This is a genomic window from Neochlamydia sp. S13, assembly GCF_000648235.2.
Taxonomy (GTDB): Bacteria; Chlamydiota; Chlamydiia; order Chlamydiales; family Parachlamydiaceae; genus Neochlamydia.
In genome coordinates, this window is record NZ_AP017977.1 from 706,713 (window position 1) to 729,198 (window position 22,486).

The 22,486-nt window shown below is 38.7% G+C and carries 14 protein-coding genes; 6 read left to right on the forward strand and 8 right to left on the reverse strand.

Annotated features, from left to right (window positions below; all coding sequences use genetic code 11):
* Positions 1–30: 30 nt before the first annotated feature.
* Positions 31–276 (forward strand): acyl carrier protein, encoded by a 246-nt coding sequence (gene acpP, locus TY21_RS02730; RefSeq protein ID WP_039385299.1) that lies wholly within the window; start codon positions 31–33, stop codon positions 274–276.
* Positions 277–1,624: 1,348 nt separating this feature from the next.
* Positions 1,625–5,095 carry a tetratricopeptide repeat protein gene (locus TY21_RS02735; RefSeq protein ID WP_042241096.1) on the forward strand — a complete coding sequence of 1,157 codons (3,471 nt, stop codon included), beginning with the start codon at positions 1,625–1,627 and terminating at the stop codon, positions 5,093–5,095.
* Between the two features lie 310 nt (positions 5,096–5,405).
* Here TY21_RS02735 and TY21_RS02740 read toward each other — a convergent pair whose 3' ends face one another.
* Positions 5,406–6,800, reverse strand: a complete 1,395-nt coding sequence (locus TY21_RS02740; RefSeq protein ID WP_232044391.1) for a sodium/proline symporter — start codon at positions 6,798–6,800, stop codon at positions 5,406–5,408.
* Between the two features lie 328 nt (positions 6,801–7,128).
* The gene (locus TY21_RS02745; RefSeq protein ID WP_042241090.1) at positions 7,129–9,384 is read right to left on the reverse strand and encodes an amino acid permease; all 2,256 of its coding nucleotides are present in this window, start codon (positions 9,382–9,384) and stop codon (positions 7,129–7,131) included.
* Positions 9,385–9,738: 354 nt separating this feature from the next.
* Here TY21_RS02745 and TY21_RS02750 point away from each other — a divergent pair, with 354 nt between their 5' ends.
* Both TY21_RS02750 and TY21_RS02755 read left to right on the forward strand, forming a co-directional pair.
* Positions 9,739–11,688: a protein kinase gene (locus TY21_RS02750; protein WP_042241088.1), complete on the forward strand. Its 1,950-nt coding sequence runs from the start codon at positions 9,739–9,741 to the stop codon at positions 11,686–11,688.
* Positions 11,689–11,718: 30 nt separating this feature from the next.
* Positions 11,719–12,507: a hypothetical protein gene (locus TY21_RS02755; protein WP_042241084.1), complete on the forward strand. Its 789-nt coding sequence runs from the start codon at positions 11,719–11,721 to the stop codon at positions 12,505–12,507.
* A 117-nt stretch (positions 12,508–12,624) separates the two neighbouring features.
* Here the strand turns inward: TY21_RS02755 and TY21_RS02760 are convergent, their stop codons facing one another.
* On the reverse strand, positions 12,625–12,891 hold the full coding sequence (locus tag TY21_RS02760; protein ID WP_042241081.1) for a hypothetical protein: 267 nt from the start codon (positions 12,889–12,891) through the stop codon (positions 12,625–12,627).
* Positions 12,892–13,163: 272 nt separating this feature from the next.
* Here TY21_RS02760 and trxB point away from each other — a divergent pair, with 272 nt between their 5' ends.
* Complete coding sequence (trxB, locus tag TY21_RS02765) at positions 13,164–14,117, forward strand: thioredoxin-disulfide reductase (RefSeq protein ID WP_042241077.1); 954 nt, start codon at positions 13,164–13,166, stop codon at positions 14,115–14,117.
* Positions 14,117–14,977: a hypothetical protein gene (locus tag TY21_RS02770; RefSeq protein WP_042241074.1), complete on the forward strand. Its 861-nt coding sequence runs from the start codon at positions 14,117–14,119 to the stop codon at positions 14,975–14,977. The genes trxB and TY21_RS02770 overlap by 1 nt, the downstream gene beginning before the upstream one ends.
* Positions 14,978–15,176: 199 nt before the next feature.
* Here the strand turns inward: TY21_RS02770 and TY21_RS02775 are convergent, their stop codons facing one another.
* The 5 genes from TY21_RS02775 to acpS form a co-directional block, all read right to left on the reverse strand.
* The gene (locus tag TY21_RS02775) at positions 15,177–16,199 is read right to left on the reverse strand and encodes a leucine-rich repeat domain-containing protein (RefSeq protein WP_052354522.1); all 1,023 of its coding nucleotides are present in this window, start codon (positions 16,197–16,199) and stop codon (positions 15,177–15,179) included.
* Positions 16,135–16,455, reverse strand: a complete 321-nt coding sequence (locus TY21_RS02780; RefSeq protein ID WP_042241068.1) for an F-box-like domain-containing protein — start codon at positions 16,453–16,455, stop codon at positions 16,135–16,137. Before TY21_RS02780 ends, TY21_RS02775 begins: the two co-directional genes overlap by 65 nt.
* A gap of 282 nt (positions 16,456–16,737) precedes the next feature.
* Positions 16,738–19,185 (reverse strand): leucine-rich repeat domain-containing protein, encoded by a 2,448-nt coding sequence (locus tag TY21_RS02785; RefSeq protein WP_079979914.1) that lies wholly within the window; start codon positions 19,183–19,185, stop codon positions 16,738–16,740.
* Between the two features lie 211 nt (positions 19,186–19,396).
* Entirely contained in the window at positions 19,397–21,655 is a 2,259-nt protein-coding gene (locus TY21_RS02790) for a leucine-rich repeat domain-containing protein (RefSeq protein WP_130589500.1), read from the reverse strand.
* Positions 21,656–22,024: 369 nt separating this feature from the next.
* Positions 22,025–22,393 carry a holo-ACP synthase gene (gene acpS / locus TY21_RS02795; RefSeq protein ID WP_042240631.1) on the reverse strand — a complete coding sequence of 123 codons (369 nt, stop codon included), beginning with the start codon at positions 22,391–22,393 and terminating at the stop codon, positions 22,025–22,027.
* Positions 22,394–22,486 lie beyond the last annotated feature (93 nt).

Consider the following 22,486-nt stretch of genomic DNA (forward strand, 5'->3'; position numbering starts at 1 on the left):
TTTTTTTAAGAAATCTATTAATTAAAAGGAATGTGTATGTCATCAACAGAACAAGAAGTCATCGACATCATTGTAGAACAGCTGGGTGTAGATAGAGATGATGTAACTCCTTCTAAAAAGCTTGTCGAAGATCTAAATGCAGATTCTCTGGATTTAACAGAGCTCAATATGACTTTTGAAGAGCGTTTAGGAAGAGAAATCCCTCAAGAAGAAGCTGAAAAGTTTAAAACTGTAGGCGATATTATCCAATATTTCGATCGTATCACCAAAGAATAAAGCATTTATATAGGGCTCTAGGCAAGCCAGAGCCCTACATTTCAAAATGTTAAGGCAGGCATTTATCTAATAAATGAATGCATTTAAGGCCTAAAATGTTTTCTCTCCAGTTTAAAATTTCTTCCCTTCCTCTATCTGGCTAAGATATAGGTTAAAAGGCCATGTTCAAAGTGAAACCTTTTGGCATTTTTATGCAAAAAATTGCTTCGCTTTCTTATCCGATTTTTATTTAATTTTACACGTTAAGCTGTATAAAAAAGAAACAACAAACCGTTCTATTGCTTAATGTCATTTTTCGTTGAACAGTATGCTATACTAAGTTATTTTAATGGTTGGCAATTACTAGAAGTTTTAGCCGTACTAAGATGAAATTTGCATAACTTAATTTGGGGCCTTTGACAGATACTGTTACGCTATAAAAAGTTCCGCCTGTATTTCAACAAGGTAATTTAAGTCTTCTTTATCTACCTCTTTTACTTAAGGGGATATTTTTTTAGGCATATGATTGCATAAACGGCTGCTTGAAAACGTATTCTCAATATTATTTTGTATCCGCTACAGGATCAGGTAACCCACCTTCATAAAATTTAAATTTTTTATATGCTTGTTCTCATCATGCTCTCTAGCTTGAGAAGGGCCTATCGTGAATTTTAATAAGCTCTGTATGGAAATCGTTCGATTTTTTTCTTTATCTCGAGCACACTTAACCTATTTAAAAAATATATAATACGCTTCAAAAAATTAAGTCTGCATACCCCACACCCTGAAAGTCTTCTCTCTGCTTAGCGAGAGGGGTTTTATAAAGTACGCGATTGCATAAGAAGTAGCTCAAAAGCGTATAATCTTATTTTTTATTAATTAGATTAAAACTCGTTCTCTGATTATCTTCCAAAAATGCTGTATCCATTATATCATACGCTTTAAAAAAACTAAGTCCGTATACCTAGCCCACTGAGAGTTGCCTCTCTACTCAATGAGAGGAATTTTATAAAGTACGGGATTACATAAGAAGTAGCTTGGAAGCGTATCACTTTTTATACAAGCTTCGTTACGAAAGATATGGCCACTTTTTTGAGGCTTGAAAAATGGGTTGCCCCTTTCAAGCTTAAAAGCCTGAGCTTTAGATTGAAAAATTAACAAAATAGATAGAAAAAGAGGCACGTGTCCCTGCTTGCTTTGAGACCTAAAAAAATAACGAGGTAGCTTTTAAGCAAGGTTTTTAGTATGAAAAGTAAAACATTATTTTTTTATCTTTCTTTTAAGAGGATGGCTCTAAAAAGATAAAAAAATCGCCCACAGCGTTACAAATCCACTGATGTGCAATGAAAGCTAAAATAAGGATAATCAAATGAGTTTGGAGAGTTCACCTATTAGCTCTTATGTATTTACTGAATCTAAGGAAATAGAAAAAAGAAAACAGCTTTGTGTGAAGCCACATCCCTATGTAGAAATCTTCGAAAAACTAGGATGCAAAGACTTATACCAAGCAAGCCTAGTCTGTAAAGAATGGAAGCAGCTAACTGAACAAACCAGTTTATGGCAAATGTTTAATGTAGAAAAGCTTAATATTAACTTCCAGGAGGAGACGCAAGTTGATGATCAGGAAGTACCGTCTCTAATACCCAAAAGTGAATTGGAAGCCGTTATTGAAAGCTTAGAAAACGATAAAATTTTATCAGAGGAAGAGATAAAGGAGGTAAAAGACGCCTATAAACTATCTTTACAAATTGCTGCACTAAAGAAAAAAGTTAACCAAGAAAGGTTATTTATAGAAAAGCTAGGCGACGTCTATTCGAGCAAAGAAATACCTAAGATTCTTCTTCAAGCGGTAGGACTTTACAATTATGCCTTGCATGATTCTACTGTAGGCGAACAAAAAATTATTAAAAGAAAGCTATTAAAAGCCGAAAATCTGCTCACTAAGCTTTGCAAAGGAAAACCTGCAAATATTTCTATAGCCAAAAAGCAATTTGGAGATAATCGTGAAGTGCTAAAAAAACTTAGGGAGGGAATAAAAGAGAAAATTCAAGCTCTCGGCTCAGATCCTTCATCTGAGGAAGTAAGAATGCTTTACAAGGAAATTGCATTGGGTATGAAAGATTACTTTAAGACTCTAGTAAATCAGGCGATTGATGTTTTAGGCCCGGCACCCTGTGAATATGCGATGATAGGCTTTGGTTCCCTAGCTAGAGAGGAAATGACTCCCTATTCCGATCTAGAATTTGGCATTCTTATCCAGGAAGATAGTAAAGATAATAAAAAGTACTTTAAGCGCCTTACGGCTCTAATTCATTTGAAAGTGATCAATATAGGAGAAACCCTTCTTCCTGCTTTAAATATTCCCTGCTTGAAAGCCATAAATTTTTTTGATGACGTAACACTACGTGGCCTTGCCTTTGATGGCGAAGGAGTAGAAGGAAAAGGATGTAAAACTCCCTTTGGCAATCGCCATACTTTTGAGCTTATCCAAACCCCTGAAAAGATGGCTCAATATATTGGCAAAGATGAAAAAGGAAGATGGTGGCATCAGGAAGAACCTCATCTTCCTATGGAGCTTTTAACCTTTACTCATTTGTTAGGTGATGAGGAGCTAACTAAGCAATATAGACACCATGCTCAACGAGCGCTTGAAATTCCCTATCAAGTAGGCCTTACTCTCCGCCAATATTTAGCCAAATATCATTTAGTTCGAGAAGATAGGATAACTTTCAATCCAAGCCTGCAGGATCCAGACAAGCAAGGACTGCTTTTTAAAGTTAAAAATGATTTCTATCGTTTTCCTCACCTGGCTTTGGACCGTTTAGCTCTTCTTAAAGAAGTAGCCGCTTCCGATACGTTTACTAGGATCACTCAATTAAAAGATAAAGGTGTTTTAACAGATAATGCAGCTGAAAAGTTAAGTGAATGGATGAGCATAGCTTTATTCATGCGCCTTAAAACTTATTCTCATTACAAAGCTCAAAGGGAAATGATGAATCCTCTGCTTAAGCCCTTTGGATTTGAGGATCCAAAGCTTGTTGAAAAGCAGTTTACTTTAGATTTGGCAGCTTTAAAAAAGATAAAAAAAATTTATCATATTTTTATTCCTTTCTATCAGGCTGTTAAGGAATTTTTAGCAGGAAATGAAAATGCCCTTAAATCATTGGATGTGAAGAATATTTCTACAAAAACTCAAGGAGATATAGCCTTAAGGATTTTCCAGCAGAAAAAGGCAAAAAAGTTTTACAAATTAGCACAAGAAAAAAATCCAGAAGACGCTGACATATTAGTTGTCCTTGGATATATTTATAAAGGTCAGGGAAAATTAGATAAAGCAGCTAAAAAAATAGAACAAGCGCTTAAAATCCGTTCCCAGTTTCTTTGCAAAAATTATTCCCTAGGGAAAGCTTGTAATAAGAATTTTGCAGCACTTTATCGAGAACTAGCAAAGCTAGGAAATGCAGCCAAACCTAGCAGGAAAGCTGACTTTATTAAACTTAAGCTTTTTTTGGAAGATTACTCTATCATAGCTACTTACTATAATAACTTAGCAACAATTTATCAAGCTCACGGAAAACTAGGCAAGGCGGCTGCAATTGGCGAGAAAGCGCTTAAGGCTGACCTTCAATTTTGGGGTAAAAATCATCCCCATGTAGCAAGAACTTACAATAATTTGGGAACAATTTATCAAGAGCAAGGAAAGTTAGGTCAGGCGGCTGAATATGTTAAAAAAGCCCTTACCATTAATACTAAGCTTTTTGGTGGAAATCATCCTACTGTAGCAAGGGATTACAACAATCTTGGGCAAATTTACCAAGATCAAGGAAAATTGGAGGAAGCCGCTAAGCATATTATCAAAGCGCTGGATATTAACCATAAATTATTTGGTAAATACCATCCTAGAATTGCAACCGGTTGGAATAATTTAGGAGCAATTTATCAAGAACAGGGAAATTTAGACAAGGCTGCGGAGTCTGTCCAGAAGGCGTTTGCAATTGACCTTAAGGTTTTTGGTGAAAGTCATCCTACTATAGCAAGAAATCATAATAATTTAGCAGGAGTCTATCAAGGACAGGGAAATTTAGGCAAGGCTGCTGAGCAAATCAACAAAGCGCTCGACATCAATCTTAAGCTTTTTGGTGATAATCATGCTAGTGTAGCAGACTGTTACACCAATTTAGGAGTAATCTATCAAAAACAAGGAAGCATAGAGAAGGCCATTGGCTACTTTAAAAAAGCACTCACAATTGAGCATAAACTTTTTGGGGAAAATCATGCTAGCATAGCCCTAGATTATAACAATTTGTCACAAAGTTATGAAGAACAGAGACAGTTAGAACAGGCGTTAGAGTGTAGCAAAAAAGCTCTAGCGATTGATCTTGAGGTTTTTGGTGAAAATCATCCCTCTGTGGCAAGAGATTATAACAACTTGGGAATAATTTACCTTGCTCAAGATAATCTAGAAGAAGCATTTAAGCACATTAGCAAAACTTACACTATTAACTGCAAATTTTTCGGTGAAATTCATCCCTGGATGGCAATATATTATAATAATCTAGGGAAAATCTACCAAAAACAAGGTAATTTAGGATTAGCGGCTGAGTATGTCGAGAAATCACTGGCAATTGCCCTTAGATTATTCAATGAAAATCATCCCGACGTAGCAAATTGTTACAATAACCTGGGATTAATTTACCAAGCACAAGGCAATCAGCAGAAAGCAGCTGAATGTACTGATAAAGCTCGTGCCATTAACCTTAAGCTTTCTAGTGAAAGTTCTTCTACTGAGACACTAGATGATTGCAATTTAGACACCTCTAATAAAAATACGGAAATCTAAAGTAGGAAAGTATGGGGCCGTCTTAAGAGATGAAAAGCTAGCGAATTAATCATAAGAAGAATGTTTATTACAAGGCTAAAGCTCCACCAAACTTTTATACGGGTAAATACAAAAGGAAATGAATAGGAGAGCATCGAAGGCTTCAACTTTAGCCGCTTAATTGAAGAGGAGCATGGCTTATGTAGCAGCCAGCAGCTAGGTACTGCAAGTATTGCCAAATTAACTATTCACCTGAAGAGCCAATCATTGTTAAATAAGTCCTGCTTGTCATAACTATTAAATCAGTAAATAATTTGCCAAACCTTTCTGCTTACGACCCTTTGCTGTCACATTCAACCGTAATTTTTCCTGTCCACTTAGATACCAGATAGATGCTGATTAAGCTGACGGCAAAGGCAGGAATTTCGGCAGGAACGTTATGTCCTAATAGCTGCTTGCTATAAGCCTCCCAGGTGCCTGCAATTATTCCTCCAGTAAGTATGCCTGCTATAGCCCCATATTTATTGATCGATTGAGAATAAAGAGACATGAGCATTAAAGGACCAAATGAGCATCCTAAGCCCGCCCAAGCATATCGTACCGCTTCTAAAACGGTTGTACTTTTGTTATAGGCTAAAATTAATGAGGACAAGGCGGTAAAGACTAAACCTAGGCGTGAAATTAAAAGTAGTTTTTGGGCAGAGGCTTCTTTTCTAAAAATACCTTTGTAAAAATCCTCACTGATGATGGACGCACAAACTAGAAGTTGCGAATCCATGGTGGACATATTGGCTGCGAGGATAGCACATAAGATAAAGCCGGTGACAAGAGGATGAAAGAGGAGGGGGACCATATCAATAAAGACTAGCTGAGGATCACGGAGTTGGCCATCAAAAAAAGGTAGGCCTATAAGTCCTACGGCTGTTGCTCCTAGCAAGGTAAGAATCAGCCAAGACATCCCTACATATTTGGATTTATGCATCTCTTCTACATTTTTAATCCCCATAAACTTAGTCACAATATGAGGTTGCCCAAAATAACCTAATCCCCAGGTTGCCATAAATATAGCTTCGAGGATGGAAGAGGTGGAGAGGTCTTTAAAGAAAAATAAGGAGGCATTTTGGTTTTTAGCCGCTTCTGTAATAGATTGCCATCCATTTGGCAAGTGCATGAAAGCATAAGCAGGAACAAAGATAATCATGGCCATAAGAAAAAGAGACTGAAACAGATCCGTCCAAGCCACGGTAACAAATCCACCTATCAAGGTATAAATGACGACGACAAGCATGGCAACAGATAAGCCTACATAGTAGTTAATGCCAAAGACTGATTCAAATAAGAGTCCCATGGCTATTAATCCAGCTGCTATATAGGAAGCGAGGAAAAAAAGAGCAATGGCAGCTGTTAAGAATCTTATTGTTCCTGACGTATCATTAAAACGGCGTTCGAAAAAGGTAGAGAGAGTATGAGCATTATATTTCTCGGTAGCTTTTCTTAAACGCGTAGCGATAAATTGCCAATTAACAAACATTCCACCAATTAATCCCCATGCAATCCAGATCTTAGGTAAGCCACTACTGAAGACGGCAGCTGGAAATGCCATAAAAAGCCAGGCACTCATATCGCTGGCATGAGCAGAAAGAGCTGTTAGCCAAAAGTTGAGTGAGCGATTGCCTATAATAAAATCTGCTGCGGATGTTTGCTTTTTATGAAAGTATAGCCCCATGCAAAGTAGCATAAAAAAGTAGGCGAAAAAGGATATAACTAGAAAATAATGCATGCGTTCTACTGTAGGTTTTAAAATAATCGATTTAGCTTTTAATATAGGCAAAAAGAAAGCATTAAGCCTTTATCTTAAAGAGAGCTTCTTTAGATAAGGGAAGAAAAAAAAGGAGATTTTTAAAGATAATTTTTCTTTTTGCCTATTTGAAAGGAGGGCATTATAAAAAAAGAAGTAGCATTAGTCAATAAGAGATCTAGCCTTTAAGAATCACTTCTTAAAATGCTTGAAAAAATGCTAAATTTTTAAAGGCTTATTCTCTAGTTTTTCTTCTTTATTTTAAAATATTATCAAGAGGTGTGCTTTTTGAGCTTAGCACTAAGGCGGTGGGAGGAAGATTGGTAGAAAATAGGGTTATTTCATTTAAGTAAGCCGTGTAGTCTTCCATCGACTCACCCATTTTTGGTGCGCGCATGCTTATAAAAACGATACCCGCATTTTTGGAAAATTCTTCTACTAAGGGATAAAAGCAAGCTCTACTTTCATCGGAAACTAAAATTTCCACATCTAAAGGAAGTCTTTTGCTTACGCCAATTTGCTTAAACTTTTCCATTTCTTGTTTACGGAGAGTTTCGTTATCTACAATTCCTTTTAAGCAAATTCTTGTTTTTTTCCATAGAGGGCTTGTTTGCAACATATAGGAGAGAATCAACATAAGCTCAGAATTTTCTATATTCTTTTCATCCCACCAGATGTGAATATCTCCCGCTAATTTTCTATCTTGTAAAGGAAGTAAATCTTTCGATCTATTTTCATTTAAGATCACCACATTGAAATGCTTGAGATAAGCTTCCTTCATGACTTGCGCAAATTCTTGCGATTCGTTGTCGGCAACTCCCCCGAAGACAAGCGTATTAGGTTGAAGGGGGCCGAGGCCATAGCTTTTAATCATTTGCGTCATACCTGCCGTAATTTTATGCGTATGCATGATATGAACAAGAGCCTGAATGTTCTGTTTTTGAAGATCTTTCGCAATCGTTCTTTTTAATTCTTGTTTTTCTTTTTCATTATCAAGTTCTTGAGGAACAAAAGAGGCCATGGTCAAAAAGCCTTTACTCTGGCTAATGGCTTGAGTGAACTCAAGTAAGTTGTTAGAATAGCCTTCTGTGTTCTTGGAAAAAACAAGAAAATGAGGCCGCCAAGATTTAGCTACGCTTTTGCTGTAAGCCAACTGATAAATGGCAAAGCGTGAAAAAAATACAAGGATGCCATAGCGCATATCATCCCAGGCACCACTTAAAGCGCGGCGCTTGGCGATTAAATAGAATAAGATGATGAGCGCTACTGCCATAATAGCAGCTCCGGCATCAATCATTAACATTGTTAAGACACAAAGGAGGGCTCCCAACATGGATATACTCCAGTGGATGCGAAAGCGGGGGCGCCAGCTTGGATTGGCCATTAAAGTTTCAAAGCCTGCGGAGAAGTTTAAAACCCCATAGCAGATCAGGCAGATCATGGCAAGAAGCGGAGCGAGTACGTTAACACTTCCAAAATAGACGCCACAAAAGGAAATACAAAAAGTTGTTAAGGTGGCTATACGAGGTTGCTTATCTTTTCCAAAAGTGCGTGCAAATATTTGAGGAACTACTCCATCTTCTGCTAACGCTTGTAGCATTCTTGGAGCCCCTAAAAGGCCTCCTAAGGCACTTGATATAGTCGCTCCCCATATGCCTAAAATAATTAGAGAAGGAATTCTTGCTATATTCTGCATGATCAAGGGATCAGCAGATAATAGCTCGAGGGATACATTTTTAACTAAAAAGACAGGAATAAGCATATAGATAGCGTAAGCTACAAGCAGAGCACTTAAAGTACCTAAGGGTAGAGAACGTTCAGGCTTGCGTAGATCTCCCGACAAAGAAACTGTGGCTTCTACACCTGTCATAGCTGGAAAAAAGATAGCAAAAATAGTCCAAAAGCCTAGGGATGTGGCAGGCTCAGGAGTAAAAGTTTCAGGACTGGGAGAAATAAATTCTCCACCTCCCATGAAGAGAGAGATTAAAGAGGCTATCAAGCTTACAAAAATGAAGACTTGTATCTTAAGTGCTCCACTTAAAGAAAAATAGGCTAAAGCGGTAAGAACGATAAGCGTCCCTATGCTAATAGAGACTATCGGCCATTGAGGGATTAAATCGTGTAACGACTCTGCAAATCCAATCACACAAAAAGCAATCGATAGCGACTGCTTTACATAGAGAGGAAGTCCGATGGCAGCTCCTATCTCTATTCCTAGAGAACGAGAGAGTATATAATATACACCACCTTTTCCTATTTCAATATTAGTGGCTATGGCGGTCATAGAAAGGGTAGTCACAAAAGCGATAAAAGCTGCTGAAGTGACAATCATTAGAGTGGTAGATAACCCTACTTGGCCTACAATCCAGCCTAGTCTTAAGAAAATGATCACACCAAAAAGCATGAGTATACTAGGAACGAATACTCCGATAAAAGTACCAAAGCCTTTCTCTTTTTCTTCAACCTTTTCTCGGGAGAATAGAGTTTCACGAACAGTAGATAAGAAAGTCATTATTGTTCCATTTTAGTGGTAAATTCTTAAATAAATGTAAATTTGATTGTCACTATCTAGGGCAGCGATCGCTGGACTTTTAATAGTTTTTTGAGATTACAGGTCGGTTAGACTCTCTGATTAAATAGCAATGTTGATTTTATGTCAATTTGATATTTATTAATTTATTTAAAATTTTTCTTTTTCTTCATAGAAAATATTTATAATTACTTTTTCTTAAATAATTTAAGTTTGTTTTTATTATTTTGTTTCTTGTGGACGCATGTTAATTAATAATTTATTAACAATTAGTGGATATAATTTAAGTATAGAGGAAAGAATTTTGCTTTTACTCGAGAGAACAGGAAAAAAACTATGAGTATGATTAGCCCCTCATCTAGTTATGTTGCAGAAGTTCGAAGAGTATCCTTTGCTGAGCAAAAATTGGAGAAGGTCTCCCGGCAAATTGGCAACCACAGAAAAGATAACACACTTGAGCGGTCCCAATGGCTCAAAGCTGTTAAACATCCCACTTCAGAGGTAAGAGCGGCGCGTATAGAAAAGATATCTACTCCTTCCCAAGTCCCAAGTGAAAAATTTATCCACTCTATTAAAGCTCATCTAGAAAGAGTTAAAAATAAGATTACGCACTCTATAAAGATAAAACAGAGAAACATCCCAGAGGTTTTTTACCCGCCCTCTTCAACTTTGTCCGCGCAAAAATTAAAGCCTATGGCTTCTGCTAAAAATCCTTTAATAGCTATTAGGGAAGAGCTTGAGCAATTAGATAACCTTAAAGAACAGCTTTTAAGCTTAAATCTTGGTGGGCAAAATCTTAAATTAGTAGGAAGGGTTTCTAAAAAGATCGATGAGTTAAAGCTTTTGTATGCTCAATGCAAGCAATTAGAGTCGCAAGAAATTAGCGATAAAAGTGGGGCGGGGAACAAAAAGCTAGAAGGTATTTATTTAAAGATTTTTCGAAAACGTAACGATATTATCGTTCTAATGCAACCTTTAAAAATCTCCGCTTGGGCCATAAAATATTTCGATGGAGAAATTAATGAATATAAAGAGGTAGGGCTTGGTAAAGCCAAACGTGTATGGATTACAAATTCTTTAGATCCATCCCCCCACGCTTTCTTTACTCCTGTAGGAAGTGAAAATGGTTTTACGCTCAAAAGTTATTTCAAGAAAGCTGAGATAGCTGAAGAAGTTAAAACTGCCAAAGACATAAAAAATGGCCTTTTTAGGGCTACTCTCCATCCATTAATCGCTCAAAGTTTTGATTCGGCAAACGCTGCTAAGATTGTAGACGGTGTGCTTAAAAAATACATTAATCTGGCTGCATTTAGCGAGGCTTTATCTGATCAATCAGAGATAAAGAAATATTTTATCGAAGAAATAAATATGTCTATGGAGCAAGCAACTATCTTGCTAGATAAATTATCACTTGAGCAATGGGATAATCTAGGAGCTAATCTTGCTGTTGAAATGGAAGAAGTAGTGGATTCTAAACGTATTAACGGCGCTTATACAGTAAAAACCTTTAAAGCTACCCGTGATTTAGAAAAGGAAATCCGTACAGTTAGAGATTCTTTAGATCAGATAATAGAAACACCTACCCTTGAACAGTTTCAAGATGACTTTAAAAATAGAGCTTTGCTAGCTAGAGGATTTTTGAAAGGAGTGAAAGATCTACATGCGGCGGGTTATGTGCATGGCGACTTAAAGCCAGAAAATATCCTAGTCTATACTCAGCCCAAAGAAGAGGGGATGGTTAAAGAAGTCAAACTGTCTGATTTTGGTAAAACCCAAAAGATAAAAGATAACGAAGAAAAAATACATACGGGTAATCAGCGTTTTGCCGCGGTAGAAGGAAAAATAAGCAAAAAAGCTGAGGTTTATAGCTCTGCCTTAGTTTTAATACGCATGCTTGAAGAAGGGCTTTTGCAAAATGATTTAATGATCCATCCACCCACCACAAGAAAATCTTCTGGTCATTCATCTTTAAATTTGCGCGGTGTTGAAAGATTTCTTGTCGAAAACGCTGCCTGTCCTCAAGTCAAAGCGGTAGGTTTAAAAGCTAAAGTAAAGCTTTTAGGACGCCTGCTTTGGAAACCTTCAGAAAGCGTATCTGCTGCAGCACAAAATGAGGTCCATAGCTATATCGATGCTCTGATTGCAAAAATGAAAGAAAAAGAGCTGGCCGATGAGAAAAAGCTCATTGCTCTTGGAGATCTTTTGAAGAGTATGACTCTTACTAACACTCAAGATCGTCTTACAATGGAACAAGTTCTCACAAGATATGAGAGACTTGAGATCTAAGCTTATTAATGACCTCAAAAGGAGAGTAAAATGTCATCTATTAATGAAGGTAATAAAGTTAAGCTACCAGAGAAAATAAATGAGTTAGTCAGCCTAGAATCTATTTCTCCACCGCGCGGCGGAACCGAAATTGAATCTGCGCTTAAATTATTCGAACAGGCTGCTAAAACTAACCCACCCATTCCTCTAAATTTAAAAGCACTGGTAACGATTTTAAGTAAAGAGATAAGTAGTTATGGTAGGCAAGCAAAAGATATAGGGGTAGTTACAGGAGGGAGCTCAGCATGGAACGCCTACCAACTTATCAAGCTTTTAATGGAAATTAAAAAAAACAATTATTTTGAAAACAGGCAACTGATTAGTTTGGCACCCGCCAATGCAGTTAGCCAAGAATTGAAAGATGATATCGACGACCAGCTCTCTAAAGCCTACCTGAAAGCAGCAGTGCTTTCTCTTAGAATCTTGAAAGCAAGTACTCTGTTAATCTCACATCCTCTTATAAAGAATGGTGCTCAAAGCACTATGGACGCTGGAACACATCTGCTTTCTATTTACAGTGAAGCAAAAATTGAAAAACCTCTATTACGTCGTAATCCTTCAATTTCAACATGGAAAGATACGGCGGATAAAACGTTAAAAATTTCTTTATCGTGTATTAGTTTGGTCGGTAGCCTATATGCACTCGCAGCTTCTTGTGAATGGGTAGAAGATCAGGATCCCACCTACGAGCTGGTTAAAAAAGCTTCACTAGTGAGCGTCGCTACATCGATTGTTTATTCTGTGTGTCAACAAGTAGGATTGATGGCTAAAAGAGACTAACACCCTCGAGTAAACATACGGATAAAAAAAAGGATTGCCTAAATATATAGAAAAAATTTTCTTTTATCGGTGGGTTTCCCAACCGCTAGTCATTCTTATATCCTTAAGAAAAAGGTTTTATTCTAAAAATCCTTTTATATCATTTAAAAAAGAAAGAGTAGAGGGAAAATCAAGGGATTTACCTTCAGAATCCAAGGAAGGACAAAGAGCTAAATAAGCAACAATAGTTAATATACCTGTAGCGCCAACAAATTTGGCTACTTTCAGTGCGGTGCTTTTGCTCTCTGGACTTAAATAAATTAAAGAAGTTTTTGAGTTTTGCATCTGCAAGACTTGTTCTCTTTCAGGTTGATTAGATTCTTGAATTTGGCTAATAAAACCCATAATTGCTCCTTCTTTAAGAATGCTTTATAAGAAATGAAAAAACTAATTTTATAATGTTTATATCCTAAATTAATTGCTGATTATTTGGCAATCGAGCCTTACTACCTTCCTTTTGCCTCTAAGGTTTTTTCCTCTCTTGCCCTCCTGCTTGATTTTTAAATAAAAACTAATGGGCTAGAAATAAGACCTAAAAGGTAGATTTTTCCTTTATCCTTTATTTTTTATACAGTATGATTTTCGTCTATTTACCTATTATTTCCAGGATTATCCCTATGAAAAAAGCAAAATTAGTGATCATTGGATCCGGACCGGCAGGCTATACAGCAGCTATTTATGCAGCACGTGCTAACTTAGAACCTATACTTTATGAAGGCTTTTTTTCAGGACCTTCTGGGGGTCAGCTGATGACCACGACGGAGGTAGAAAATTTTCCTGGCTTTCCTGAGGGGATAACTGGACCTGCGTTGATGGAAGCCTTTCGTAAGCAAGCCTTGCGTTTCGGTACACATATTTTAAGGGACGACGTGGAATCTGTTGATTTTAGTAAGGCACCTTTAATTATTAATGGAAAGGAGCATGCTTACTATGCAGATGCGGTTATCCTAGCTACAGGAGCAACGGCTAATCGTTTAGACATCCCAGGGACAAGAGATGGAGAGTTTTGGCAAAAAGGGGTCACAGCTTGTGCGGTCTGTGATGGTGCGATGCCTATCTTTCGAGATAAAAAACTTTACGTGATTGGAGGGGGGGACTCCGCTGTCGAAGAAGCTACTTTCTTAACAAAATTTGCAAGTAAAGTTTACCTCGTTCACCGACGTGATAAACTTAGAGCCTCCAAGATTATGCAAGAACGAGCTTTAAATCATCCAAAAATTGAAATCCTATGGGATAGTGAAATTGTAGAGGTCACCGGAGAAAATGTAGTGCAAAGCGTCACGCTCAAAAATCTAAAAACCCTTGAGCTTACGACCCAGGAAGCAGGTGGAGTTTTTTTTGCCGTGGGTCACACGCCTAATACAAAATTTTTGCAAGGGCAAATTGAATTGCATGACAATGGATATATTGCAGTTAAACCGGGAACTACTCAAACAAGTCATGAGCTTGTCTTTGCGGCAGGCGATGCGCAAGATCATGTTTACAGGCAAGCTATTACAGCTGCCGGGACCGGCTGCATGGCAGCTATCGAAGCTGAGCGTGAACTTTCTGCCAGGGGTTTGGGCGCTTAATGAAAAATTGCCTCGCTTATTTATTGCTTGTCTTGCCTAGTCTGCTCCCAGGGGTTGAGTTTAAGCCCTGGTATCCCAACCCTTTACAAGTTCATGGAGAGCTTGCCTATCATTTTCAATCCTACGCTTCTGTAGATGCTGCAAGTGGACATTATTCATCCAAGGATCAATTGATTAACGGTAGCCTGCTAGTGGCCTATGATCCTTATTGCCTTCAGCTAGAAACTGCGTTTGCTGATACAAAAAAATGTTCTTTTAACTGCAATCATATCGCTTTAACCGCCCGTTATCTTTTCTTGGATGATAACCTTGGTGATCCTGTTAGCCTATCCATGGGATTGAGCGTTAAGAGATCTTGGAGAAAAGCGGTAAATGATATGAGTCTCTTTTACCATGGTAGAAATGAGGCCTTTTTACATGCTGCCATTGGTAAGCAAAATATTGAAGGTTTTGCTTGGTATTCCAGATGGTGGGGAGTAGTAGGAGTAGGAACTGCCGATTGTTGGACGCCGTGGGTCGTAGCAAATGCCGCATATGAATGGAATCGATCCTATCTTCATCGAATATGTGTATATATTAACAGCTTATGGGGCTTAGGTAAGCAAAAATTAACAGTCGGGAGCTTTGGCGGTTATGGCCGTATCGATCATCGTTCTATTGATTTAGGGTTACGCTATTGTTATGAATTTGCTTACTCTGGCTTGTTGAGTATTGACTATGCACGTCGGGTATATGCTCATAATTTTCCTAAGGATGTTAATTTGTTGACGATTTCCTATATTTATCCTTTTGGGCCTAAAGGTTCCGCCTATGTTTTAAGAGCTTATTCGTTGCTTACAGATGAAGCTCCTTCTTTCTAAACTTTTAGCTTGCCAAGCTGTGTTCCCTTGTTGTGCATTAAGTGAAACTTTTTCTTTTTATGGGGAATCAAAACTTTTAGCAGAATGGGCCCTCTCTGCTTCGGATGCTATTGGAAAATTATCTATATCCTCAATATCAACTCAGCATATCAATTTATTTCTTTAGTATGTTAGGCGGTAAAAATACAAGCTTTCTTAGTTATAGCCTAAAGCGTCGCTTTATTTCATCTGGAATACTTTGCAGTGGATTCTCATTCACCTGAAGCTTTTTTAAAGCAGTTAGCCCCTTCATTTCTATAGGGAGGGAGGTGATTTGGTTGTTATTTAAGTCAAGATCTTGCAGTTTTGATAATCGCCCAATCTCTGCCGGAAGGGTAGTGAGCTGGTTATTCTTTAAGTAAAGCTTTTCCAACTGAGAGAGCTGCCCTATCTCTGCCGGAAGGGTAGTGATTTGGTTATCGCATAAATCAAGCTCTTGCAGTCCAGAAAGGTACCCTATCTCTGCCGGAAGGACTGTAAGATGGTTGCTTTGTAGCCAAAGAGCTTTCAGGTTAGATAGCTGCCCTATTTCTGCTGGAAGGGCGGTGAGAGGGTTGCTTTTTAAGTCGAGTTCCTGCAGTTGCAATAGCTGGCCTATTCCTATCGGAAGGGTAGCGAGCTGGTTCTTGGGTAAGCGAAGCAATTGCAGCTGAGACAGTAGCCTTATCTCCGCGGGAAGAAAGGTAAGCTGGTTGTGATCTAGGTCAACTCTTTTCAGCTGGGATAGCTGCCCTATCTCTGAAGGAAGAGTGCTAAGGTGATTATCGGTTAAGTCAAGTGTTTGCAGTTGCAATAGCTGTCCTATTTCTGCAGGAAGGGATGTAAGCTGGTTGTTGTTTAAGTGAAGAGCTTGCAACCGAGGAAGCTGAGCTATTTCGAAAGGTAAAAAGGTCAAGCCGATTCCTCTTAAGTCTAAGCTCGTCATATCTTTGCCATAACTTTCAATCCAACTTTTAAAAAGTTTTCCTTTTTTTGCTAAAGGCAAGTACTTGATTTCTTCTTGATCTAAGAATTCCTTTCCTCCACGGATTTCTTTCCACATTAACAGGCGATTAATATTCACCAGATAAGTGGAATAATTAGTCAGAGTAAGATATCTTTTTTCCTCGGTTATCCATTTAAATTCTAATTCTGAAGGTGAAAGCGAGCGGGCTAAAGTAAAAGATTTGCCTAAAGATTGCATTTACCTTTGCTGTTCTAGAAAGCTCTTCTTCTAGATTATAGATCCTATCTAAAGCAAGAGCCTGCTCGTTAACATCTCCTTGAGGAACATGCACCTTACCTATTTGCTTATAAAGAGAAGGCATGACTTCATTAGCTAGAAGGTGGTACCATCTTCCACAAACGCTAGATAGGGAAGGGCTAGCGCAGGCCTTTAAAATAGGAACTAGTATTTCATTAGGTAAATGTTCAATGCAGATAGAAGAGCTAGGATTCATTATAGGGTCTCTTTAAGTGACAGACATCTTTTATGAGTTTTTTAGAGCCAAACATACATGAATAAAACAGAATGTACAAGAAAATTTTAGAGACAGATTCTTAGCCTTTAAATTTAAAAAATAGAGAAATGTAATAGACTGATAAAAAATCTTTAGTAAAGAAAACTTTCGATGTTAATGTCTCTTAATAGGCCGGAAGGCCCACTTATATTCTTAAAACCTTCTAAGAATATCAATTCGTTCCTTTAACCTATTAGGTAATAAAAAAACAAACTTTTTCAGTTAAAGGCAAAAACGTTGCCTTATTTCATCTGGAATGCTTTCCAGCGGATTCTCATTCAGTTGAAGCCTTCTTAAAGCAGTTAGGCTTCCTATCATCTCTGCAGGAAGGGTGGTGAGCTGGTTGCTACTTAAATTAAGCACCTCCAGATGCGATAGCTGCCCAATCTCTATAGGAAGAAAGTTAAGCTTGTTGTTGCTTAAGTAAAGCTCTTGTAGCTGTGATAGATACCATATCTCTGTAGGAAGGCTGATAAGCTGGTTGTTGCTTAATCCAAGCTTTTGCAACTGCAACAGCTGCCCTATTTCTGCCGGAAGGGTGGTGAGTTGGTTGTGGTCTAAACCAAGCTCTTGTAGTTGTGGTAGCTGCCCTATTTCTTTAGGAACATTGGTAAGCTGGTTGCGTTCTAAGCCAAGCGCTTGTAGCTGTGATAGCTGCCATATCTCGGTAGGAAGAGTGGTGAGCTGGTTGTTGCTTAAGTAAAGCTCTTGTAGTTGCAATAGCTGCCATATCTCTGCCGGAAGAAAGGTAAGCTGGTTGCTGTCTAAGTAAAGTTTACTGAGCTGGGATAAATGCCCTATCTCTGCAGGAAGAGTGTTAAGCTGGTTGTTGCTTAAGCCAAGCTCTTGTAGTTGCAATAGCTGCCATATCTCTGCCGGAAGAAAGGTAAGCTGGTTGCTGTCTAAGTAAAGTTTACTGAGCTGGGATAAATGCCCTATCTCTGCAGGAAGAGTGTTAAGCTGGTTGTTGCTTAAGCCAAGCTCTTGTAGTTGCAATAGCTGCCATATCTCTGCCGGAAGAAAGGTAAGCTGGTTGCTGTCTAAGTAAAGGTATTGCAGCTGAGAGAGCTGCCCTATCTTTGTTGGAAGGAAAGTAAGTTTGTTGTTGTTTAAGTCAAGCTTTCGCAGCTGAGAGAGCTGCCTTATCTCTGTCGGAAGTGAGGTAATTTTGTTGTTGTTTAAATTAAGTACTTGCAGCTGAGAGAGCTGCCCTATCTCTTTAGGAAGATTGGTAAGCTGGTTGTGGTCTAAGCCAAGCCCTTGCAGCTGAGAGAGCTGCCCTATCTCTTTAGGAAGATTGGTAAGCTGGTTGCTGTCTAAGTAAAGGTATTGCAGCTGAGAGAGCTGCCCTATCTTTGTCGGAAGGGAAGTAAGTTTATTGTTGTTTAAGTCAAGCTGTCGCAGCTGAGAGAGCTGCCCTATCTTTGTTGGAAGGGAGGTAAGTTTGTTGTTGTTTAAGATAAGTATTTGCAGCTGAGATAGCTGCCTTATCTCTTTAGGAAGATTGGTAAGCTGGTTGCTACTTAAATCAAGCCCTTGCAGCTGAGAGAGCTGCCTTATCTCTCTCGGAAGGGAGGTAAGCTGGTTGTTGTTTAAGCCAAGCTCTTTTAGCTGTGATAGCTGGCATATCTCTGAAGGAAGAGTGGTAAGTTGGTTGCCGTCTAAGTAAAGGTATTGCAGCTGAGAGAGCTGCCATATCTCTGCAGGAAGATTGGTAAACTGGTTGCTTTTTAAGTCGAGATCTTGCAGTTGCAATAGCTGCCCTATTTCTACCGGAAGGGTAGTGAGCTGGTTATCCTTTAAGTAAAGTTTTTTCAGCTGAGACAGTAGCCCTATCCCTGCAGGAAGGGTAGTAAGCTGGCTGTTATTTAAGCCAAGCACTTTTAACTGTGATAGCTGACATATCACTGTAGGAAGGGAGGTAAGTTTGTTATTGTTTAGATTAAGTAATTGCAGCTGAGACAGCTGCCATATATCTACCGGAAGAGAGGTAAGCTGGTTGCTACTTAAATCAAGCGCTTGCAGCTGAGACAGCTGCCATATATTTACCGGAAGGGTAGTGAGTTGGTTGTTGCTTAAATCCAGACCTTTCAGGTTTGATAATTGCCCTATCTCTGGAGGTAAAAAGGTTAAGCCAATTCCTTGTAAGTCCAGCTTCGTAAGTCTTTTGCCATGCCTTTTAATCCAATTACTGAAAAGCCCTCCTTTTTTTTCTAAAGGTAAGTACTTAATTGTTTTTCGATTTAAATATTTCTCTCCACGGGGTAATTTTTTCCACATTAAGAGGCGATTAATATTTAATAGATAAGAGGAGTAATTAGCCAATGTGAAATATCTATTTTCCTCAAGGCCTTCTTTAAACTCTAAAGGTGAAAGAGACTTAGCTAGAGTAAAGGTTTGCTTAAAAATTGTTTTTACCTTTTGCATTGGAAGAAGCTCATTATCTAGCTCATAAATTTTATCTAAGATAAGAGCCTGTTCATTAACATTTCCTTGAGGAAAGTGCATTTTACCTATTTGTTTATAAAGAGAAGGCATTACTTCTGTACTCAATAGACGTCGCCATCTTGCACAAACGCTAAATAAGGAAGGGCTAGCGCAGGCCTTTAAAATAGGGGTTAGTATTTCATTAGGTAAATGCTCAATGGTGATAGAAGAGCTAGGGTTCATTGTATGTGTTTCTTTAAATTAATCATATTTTAGTCGTTTTTAGGGCAATGTATACCTAAACAAACCAAAACGTGCAAGCAAGATTTAGAAACAAATAGCAAAAAAGATATTAGTGGCTTTTGATGAGCCGGAAGGCTCTCTACATCCTTGGAATCTTTTAAGCATATGATTTGTTCCTTTAACCTATTAGCTGATGAAGACGCAAGCCATTTCAGTTACAAACAAAATACAAGCAAAAACGCTGCTTTATTTTTCTTGGAATATTTTTCAGCGGATTTTCTTCTAGCTGAAGCTCTCGTAGAGCTGGTAGCTGTCCTATCTCTGCAGGAAGGGTGGTGAGCTGGTTGTGATTCAAGTCAAGCTCTTGTAGCTGTGATAGCTGCCCTATCTCTGCTGGAAGGAAGGTAAGCTGGTTTTGATTTAATCCAAGCTTTCGCAACTGTGATAGCTGCCTTGTCTCTACCGGAAGGGTGATGAGCTGGTTGTGATTCAAGTCAAGCTCTTGCAGCTGTGATAGCTGCCCTATCTCTGCTGGAAGGAAGGTAAGCTGGTTTTGATTTAATCCAAGCTTTCGCAACTGTGATAGCTGCCTTATCTCTACCGGAAGAGAGGTGAGTTGGTTGCTGCCTAAGATAAGCTTTTGCAGCTGAGAGAGCTGCCCTATTTCTGCCGGAAGAGTGGTAAGCTGGTTATTTTCTAAGATAAGCCCTTGCAGCTGAGAGAGCTGCCCTATCTCTGAAGGAAGAGTGGTGAGCTGGTTGTGGCTTAAGGTAAGTATTTGCAGCTGAGAGAGCTGCCCTATCTCTGTAGGAAGGTTGGTAAGCTGGTTGTTGCTTAAGTAAAGCTCTTGTAGCTGTGATAGATACCATATCTTTGCTGGAAGGCTGATAAGCTGGTTGTTGCTTAATCCAAGCTTTTGCAACTGCAACAGCTGCCCTATTTCTGCCGGAAGGGTGGTGAGTTGGTTTCTAATCAAATGAAGCGCTTGCAGCTGAGAGAGCTGCCCAATCTCTATAGGAAGAAAGTTAAGCTTGTTGTTGCTTAAGTAAAGCTCTTGTAGCTGTGATAGATACCATATCTCTGTAGGAAGGCTGATAAGCTGGTTGTTGCTTAATCCAAGCTTTTGCAACTGCAACAGCTGCCCTATTTCTGCCGGAAGGGTGGTGAGTTGGTTGTGGTCTAAGCCAAGCTCTTGCAGCTGTGATAGCTGCCCTATCTCTGCTGGAAGGAAGGTAAGCTGGTTTTGATTTAATCCAAGCTTTCGCAACTGTGATAGCTGCCTTATCTCTACCGGAAGAGAGGTGAGTTGGTTGCTGCCTAAGATAAGCTTTTGCAGCTGAGAGAGCTGCCCTATCTCTGAAGGAAGAGTGGTGAGCTGGTTGTGGCTTAAGGTAAGTATTTGCAGCTGAGAGAGCTGCCTTATCTGTGTCGGAAGAGAGGTAAGTTTGTTGTCATTTAAATTAAGTACTTGCAGCTGAGACAGCTGCCATATTTCTGCCGGAAGAGAGGTAAGCTGGTTTCTATTTAAATCAAGCGTTTGCAGCTGAGACAGTAGCTCTATCTCTGCAGGAAGGGTAGTAAGGTGATTATCGGCTAAGCCAAGCTTTCGCAGCTGAGACAGCTGCCATATTTCTGCCGGAAGAGAGGTAAGCTGGTTGTGGTCCAAGCTAAGGCATTGCAGCTGAGACAGTAGCTCTATCTCTGCAGGAAGGGTAGTAAGGTGATTATCGGCTAAGCCAAGCTTTCGCAGCTGAGATAGCTGCCCTATCTCTGCAGGAAGGGTAGTAAGGTGATTATCGGCTAAGTCAAGCCTTTGCAGCTGCAAGAGTCGTCCTATCTCTGCAGGAAGAATGGTCAGCTGGGTACCGTTTAAGTAAAGGGCTTGCAGCTGAGATAATTGTCCTATTTCAGGAGGTAAAAAAGTCAATCCTGTTCCTGTTAAACTTAAGTTTTTAATGTCTTTGCCATATCTTTCAATCCATCCTTTAAAAAGTTCTCCTTTTCTTGCTATAGGCAAGTGCTTGATCCTTTGTTGATCTAAGTATTTCTTTCCCCCAGGGAGTTTATTCCACATTAACAGGCGACTAATATTTACCACATAAGAGGAGTAATTAGCTGATGTGAAATATATGTTTTCTTTAGGGTGATCTTTCCATCTTAGTGGTGAGAGAGGTTTAGCTAGAGTAAAGATTTGTTTAAAGATTGCTTTTACTTTTTGTCCTGGAAGAAGCTCATTATCTAGCTTATAAATTTTGTTTAAGATAACAGCATGCTCCCTAACATTTCCTCGAGGGACATGAATCTCAACTATTTGCTTATAGATAGATCGCATGATTTCACTATCACTAGCTAAAAGATCACGCCATTTTCTGCACACGCTAGATAAAGAAGGTGTGGCGCAATACTTCAAAATGTGCGTGAGCATCTCATTAGGTAGACTTTCAATGCTGATAGAAGGACTAGGATTCACTGTACAACCTCTTTAAATGTCATGCATGCTTTTGATAACTTTTTAAAAAGTATAAGAAAGAAATAAAACATGCAAGAGAATATGAGGAATAGGCTATTAAGCAGCTGTAAGCTAAAATGTGGGTAATTTTTTTAAGCAGCCACTTTATAGCAATTTCGGTAAGCTTCGCGATAACCATTCAATTTACCTATTCTTAAGCTTAGCATCGCCTTAGCGTTTTCTGTCTTCTAACAAACGCTTACTATTTTAACCTCTTTTTATAACATATGCCTCCTAGCGAAATTAGGAAGCTAATTTTTGTTTTATTTAGCGTGTTTTGTTGGATATATAGAGACGATAGGACGGCAAACGTAGTCTCTTTTTGCAAATTCATTCTTCCCAAATAGCTGTGGCGGTCGCGTATTCTTGACAATGACTAATGGATATATGAATAAGAGGGTTTTTGAAATGTTTTTTAAAGGTGTCTGTAAGAGCAAGATAGGGTTTACCCTGTTCATTATTAAGGATAGCGAGATCTGTCCAACTCAGGCCTCCGGTTAAGCCCGTGCCTAAAGCTTTTACAACCGCCTCCTTAGCAGCAAATCTACCTGCAAAGTTTTTACTCGATTGCCGGAAGGATTGGCAATACTTTTGCTCTTCTTCGGTGAAAACCTTATCAAGAAATTTTTGGCCATACTTATGTATGTTTGCCTCAATACGAGCCACTTCAATAATATCAATACCAATGCCACGAATCATCTTAGCTACCTTGTAATCTATCCAGTAAAAAAATATATCCCTTTTTAAAAGAAGGTAAGTCAACATCTGAGATAAAGCTTGCTGCAATTCTAT